The 4,435-nt window shown below is 40.6% G+C and carries 6 protein-coding genes; all 6 read left to right on the forward strand.

Annotation, left to right across the window (positions count from 1 at the left end):
* Nucleotides 1-108 precede the first annotated feature (108 nt).
* The gene (locus tag AAKU52_RS17105) at nucleotides 109-1,062 is read left to right on the forward strand and encodes a Shedu immune nuclease family protein (RefSeq protein WP_354335802.1); all 954 of its coding nucleotides are present in this window, start codon (nucleotides 109-111) and stop codon (nucleotides 1,060-1,062) included.
* Between the two features lie 68 nt (nucleotides 1,063-1,130).
* The gene (locus AAKU52_RS17110) at nucleotides 1,131-1,487 is read left to right on the forward strand and encodes a hypothetical protein (protein WP_354335804.1); all 357 of its coding nucleotides are present in this window, start codon (nucleotides 1,131-1,133) and stop codon (nucleotides 1,485-1,487) included.
* Nucleotides 1,487-2,068, forward strand: a complete 582-nt coding sequence (locus tag AAKU52_RS17115) for an ABC-three component system protein (protein ID WP_354335806.1) — start codon at nucleotides 1,487-1,489, stop codon at nucleotides 2,066-2,068. The genes AAKU52_RS17110 and AAKU52_RS17115 overlap by 1 nt, the downstream gene beginning before the upstream one ends.
* Nucleotides 2,055-2,576: an ABC-three component system middle component 5 gene (locus AAKU52_RS17120; protein WP_354335808.1), complete on the forward strand. Its 522-nt coding sequence runs from the start codon at nucleotides 2,055-2,057 to the stop codon at nucleotides 2,574-2,576. The genes AAKU52_RS17115 and AAKU52_RS17120 overlap by 14 nt, the downstream gene beginning before the upstream one ends.
* Nucleotides 2,563-3,234: an ATP-binding protein gene (locus AAKU52_RS17125; RefSeq protein WP_354335809.1), complete on the forward strand. Its 672-nt coding sequence runs from the start codon at nucleotides 2,563-2,565 to the stop codon at nucleotides 3,232-3,234. The genes AAKU52_RS17120 and AAKU52_RS17125 overlap by 14 nt, the downstream gene beginning before the upstream one ends.
* 204 nt (nucleotides 3,235-3,438) lie before the next feature.
* Nucleotides 3,439-4,435, forward strand: a 997-nt coding sequence (gene istA / locus AAKU52_RS17130; protein WP_354335812.1) for an IS21 family transposase, incomplete at its 3' end; no start/stop codon positions are given.

Genomic DNA, 4,435 nt, shown 5'->3' on the forward strand with positions numbered 1-4,435 from the left:
ACTGAACTTCTTTCTGCTAACTTTTTTCATCTGTCAATAAATTTACGGTTTTTTTTAGACCTTAAATTATTGACCTAATACTGGGGAGTATTATAAGACAAAGGCAAAGTGACCCATGAGCACGCTGTATTTCTACATAAAAGCATCAAGTTCGATGTCAAGCTTTTTGTATCCACCAGAAATATCTCAGTTTTTTCAAAGCTTGAACGCTTTGTCCAAGATAACATTTTCATAGGCGGCGAAGCTGATGGTGCCATACCTGAATCGGTAATGTGGGATCTAGTGAGAAAATTTCCAAATACCCGTCAAAAAGATCTCTATGAGTCATCTGTGATAACAAGCATTATCAGGGACTACGTAGACAGTGTGCCTGATTACCGGACTAAATATGAGAACTATTTGAACAACCGGAAAGCGGTAAAGCCTTCTGACCTTGGTCCAGCCCTGAAAGACCAGGAACTGCACAAATTTCAGTTAATACTGGAAAAGCTAGAATTGATGCTGCACCAACAGACCGGATATAGTGAAAACCAGTGGCAGGAAGAGATTCTCACAATCATTACCCTTATTTACCCAAAGTACGTTTATGCATTCAAAAGCGTTCAGCTTAAGCGGAAGGACCAGACTGATCTTTATGTCGATATCTTACTGATTGACAGCGGGGGCTATGCTGATATTATAGAAATAAAAAAACCGTTCGACAGCGTAATCCTTACTAAGGCAACTTACCGGGATAATCACATTCCATATCGCGAACTTAGCGGGACGATCATGCAGATCGAAAAATACATCTATCATCTTAATCGATGGGGCGCAGATGGAGAAAAATTTCTCACACAAAAATTATTGGGATTGCCAGATGGATTTGAGGTTAAGCTCACCAACCCGGGAGGTTTGGTGATTATGGGAAGGGACAATAACCTCACACCCGATCAGAGAAGAGACTTTGAGGTAGTGAAGAGGAAGTATAAAAATATCATGGATATCCTAACTTACGACGAGTTGCTCCGCCGTCTTAAATTTATGATTGAATTATGGACAAATAAATCTTCCTTAAAATAGCACATTACAACATAGACACTAGAGATGAATTTATTTTATACATTTACAGATAAACCAAACTCGAACACATGGACATTTTAACGCTCGCAACAACAGCATACATTCTTTCAAAGCCTTTCCTGGAAAAAACCGGTGAAGGTATCGCCAGAAAAGTTGGGGAAGATATATGGAATCTGATAAAAATGCCCTTTATAGAAAAAGGAGATGAAAATGTTGAGCGGCTAGCCATTTCTAATCAGGAAACCTTTACAAAAGACTTAGAGCAGCAGCTTCAACATGATGAAGAATTCGCACTTCAGTTAAGCGAGCTGGTAAGCAAATCCCAAAATGTCTTGAGCGGAAAATTCCAGCAGAATATCAATTCTCACGGTGAAATCGGAAAACAGATTAATATTCAAACGAATTCCGGTAGTATTCAAATGTAATGCAGGACGGTCAGAATGTCACAAACAGTGCTGCTGTCGACAAACAAGTCATTGTTGGCCAACTACACGGGAACATTGATTTCTCAAATATCAGCAGGCTCGGGCAGCGCTTCAAGCGTCTCAAAGAGGAAGTAGAAAAAAACATTAGACTTACTGATTTTATTGAGGACTTTAAAAACTACAATACCAAGCTAGATGGCAGAAGCATGCCTGATAAGCTGATCGATGGGGGATTTAATAACCAGGAGATCCTTAAGGCAACCAAAAGGAAGCATATGTATAGCAAAAAACTAGAAAAAAATAAGCTATACGAAACTGCTCAGCTGATCGATATGGAATTGTTCAGCCTGATTAATTTATACTTTGAAACTTATATTGAGCCGCTTATAGAACAAGGCAAGGAAAAATCTGTGATCAAACAAGCGGTTCTTGAAAAGATCGTCCAGCCAATTATCGATTTAATCAACCAGGACGGGCGGGACGATACTTTCTTGAATTATACTATAGAAGAAATTTACGGTATGATATTTTTTCTTACCGGCAAGTGTCATTTAAACTGGGCGGTATATGATAGTATATAATCAGGCATTTGACTATTATCATGCAATTTACCGGATGATAAGGTTGCTTACACACGTAAAAAGGGACAGTTTTGTCGAGCTTGACCGCCTTCGTATATGGGATTTCTACCTTTTGTTCCCCGAGCAGGTACACACTATCGCACTCAAGGAGGGTGATAAAGAGATCAAGGAACTAAGAGCGCGGTTTGTAAAGCAAAGGAACAACCCTTACAACCAGGTTTTTGATAATAAAAAGGTGTTCGAAAAATTACGCCCCTACCAGTTGACTGCATTGCAATGCCTGGCTTCATATGGAATCATCAATAAAGACCTGCTAAAAGAAAACCGCGTTTCGATCATTTCAAGAGAAGTCCTAAAAGATTATGAGGGACGTTTCGAAGAACTTAATTATACAGAACAAAATATTATAACGATAATGGTTTATCACTTTTCATCAATTTCTATGTTCGGCACCGACGGGCTTAAAAGTAGAACTAAATTAATGGTTAGCAAATATGACTACCAATAACCTTTTTGTTAACAGATTAGTGGTGATCGCGCTGAGCGGTGCTGTGGCTTATGATGAATCGTTCCATAAAGGAGTCAACATCATTCGCGGAGATAACAGCAGTGGGAAATCTACCATCTCGAACTTTATATTTTACATTTTAGGGGGTGAATTCACGGATTTTGTACCTGAAGCCAAGAAATGTTCAGAGGTCTTTGCCGAGACACAGATGAATGGTGCTGTGCTAACATTAAGAAGGCAGATAGAATTGGATGAAAACCGTAAAGTCAAATCCAGAGCTTCTATTTACTTTTACTGGGGAAGCTATAACGAATCCAGAAATCCGCCACCTGATAAGCATTGGCAAAAATTTGGGTACAACTCCCACCCTGAAACAAAGAGCTTTTCAAATGTAATTTTCGATAACCTAAATATTCCTATTGTAAAAGGCGAAAGCAATATCACTATTCATCAACTTCTAAGGCTGATGTATATCGATCAGGAATCACCAACCAGTTCTCTGTTCGTCTATGAGCAGTTTGATTCCCAGATCACCAGAGAGACTACTGCTGAGTTGCTGCTCGGTATATATGATGATGAATTGTATCAGAACAAGAAAAGGCTCAATGAAGTTATTAAGGAGATAGATGATATCAATGGATATTCTGGTGCATGTTGACCCCCAGTAATGGTTTCCAATTTCGGGTTGTCGTAAAAAGTTTATAAGACTTTTACTGACATTCCGGCGGATATTGACCCCTGTTAATCTGCATTAAAGCAGGTTGTAATGGGTCATGCTGACCCCCTCTTTAATTTGATTTGGCTTATTTAGGTAATATTTTTTACCTAAATAAGCATACTGATGGCCGGAAAATTGAAAGTAATGAGTCAGATCAAACAATTATTACGTCTTCATAAGCAGGGCGCTTCCATTAAGAGTATTGCCCGAAATCTTGGCATCAGCAAGAATACTGTGAAAGTTTATATCTCTAAGTTGGAAGCTGGTGAAATCCCCGTTTGGGAACTACTGGAAATGGAAGATCCCTTGTTAATGGGTAAATTCCACGTTGGCAGTCCAGCTTATAAGGATCCACGGTTCGAATATCTCCGGGAGAACCTAAGCTATTACGCCAAGGAACTTGAATCGGTGGGTGTGACCAGACTTCTTCTTTATGAAGAGTATGAGGCCGGCTGTAAGCCCGCCTACAGCTATGCTCAGTTCTGTTTCCATCTTCGCCAGCAATTGGTGGCCAGGCGTCCGGGGATGCGATTAGAGCACCTTGCTGCAGATAAGCTTTTTGTTGACTTTGCAGGCAAACAGATGCATTATATTGATAGAGAAACCGGGGAGGTTGTTCCTTGCCAGATCTTTGTTGCATCGCTTCCATTCTCTGATTACTGCTTTGTTATGGCCGTTAGAAGCCAAAGGGTGGATGACTTTCTCTATGCACTGGAATGTTGCCTTAGGGAACTTGGGGGTGCTCCAGCGGTATTGGTACCGGATAATCTGAAGTCTGCCGTGATAAAGGCAAACAGATTTGAGCCTGAGATCAACCGGGCGCTGGATGACTTCGCAAACCACTATGGGATTACCGTGATTACAACAAGATCCAGAAAACCAAAAGATAAGGCGCTGGTGGAGAATCAGGTTAAGCTGGTGTATAATCGTGTTTATGCCAGACTTAGAAATCGCCAGTTCTTTGATATTGAGTCGCTAAACCTGGCCATCAGGGAAAAGGTGAAGGCACATAACCAAACAAGGATGCAGCAAAAGCCCTATTGCAGGGAAGAGCGGTTTCTTGCTGCAGAAAAACACCTACTTGGGCCACTACCGGCAGATGGCTTTGAGGTAAAGTATTATTCAGAGCCTAAAGTGGCGC

The sequence above is a fragment of the Pedobacter sp. CG_S7 genome (assembly GCF_040544395.1).
Classification (GTDB): domain Bacteria; phylum Bacteroidota; class Bacteroidia; order Sphingobacteriales; family Sphingobacteriaceae; genus Pedobacter.

Excerpts from the sequence above, each read along its gene's own strand:
- AAKU52_RS17125 (WP_354335809.1), top strand. The coding sequence starts at position 2,563 with ATGACTACCAATAACCTTTTTGTTAACAGATTAGTGGTGATCGCGCTG.
- AAKU52_RS17115 (WP_354335806.1), top strand. The coding sequence starts at position 1,487 with ATGCAGGACGGTCAGAATGTCACAAACAGTGCTGCTGTCGACAAACAA.
- AAKU52_RS17120 (WP_354335808.1), top strand. The coding sequence starts at position 2,055 with ATGATAGTATATAATCAGGCATTTGACTATTATCATGCAATTTACCGG.
- AAKU52_RS17110 (WP_354335804.1), top strand. The coding sequence starts at position 1,131 with ATGGACATTTTAACGCTCGCAACAACAGCATACATTCTTTCAAAGCCT.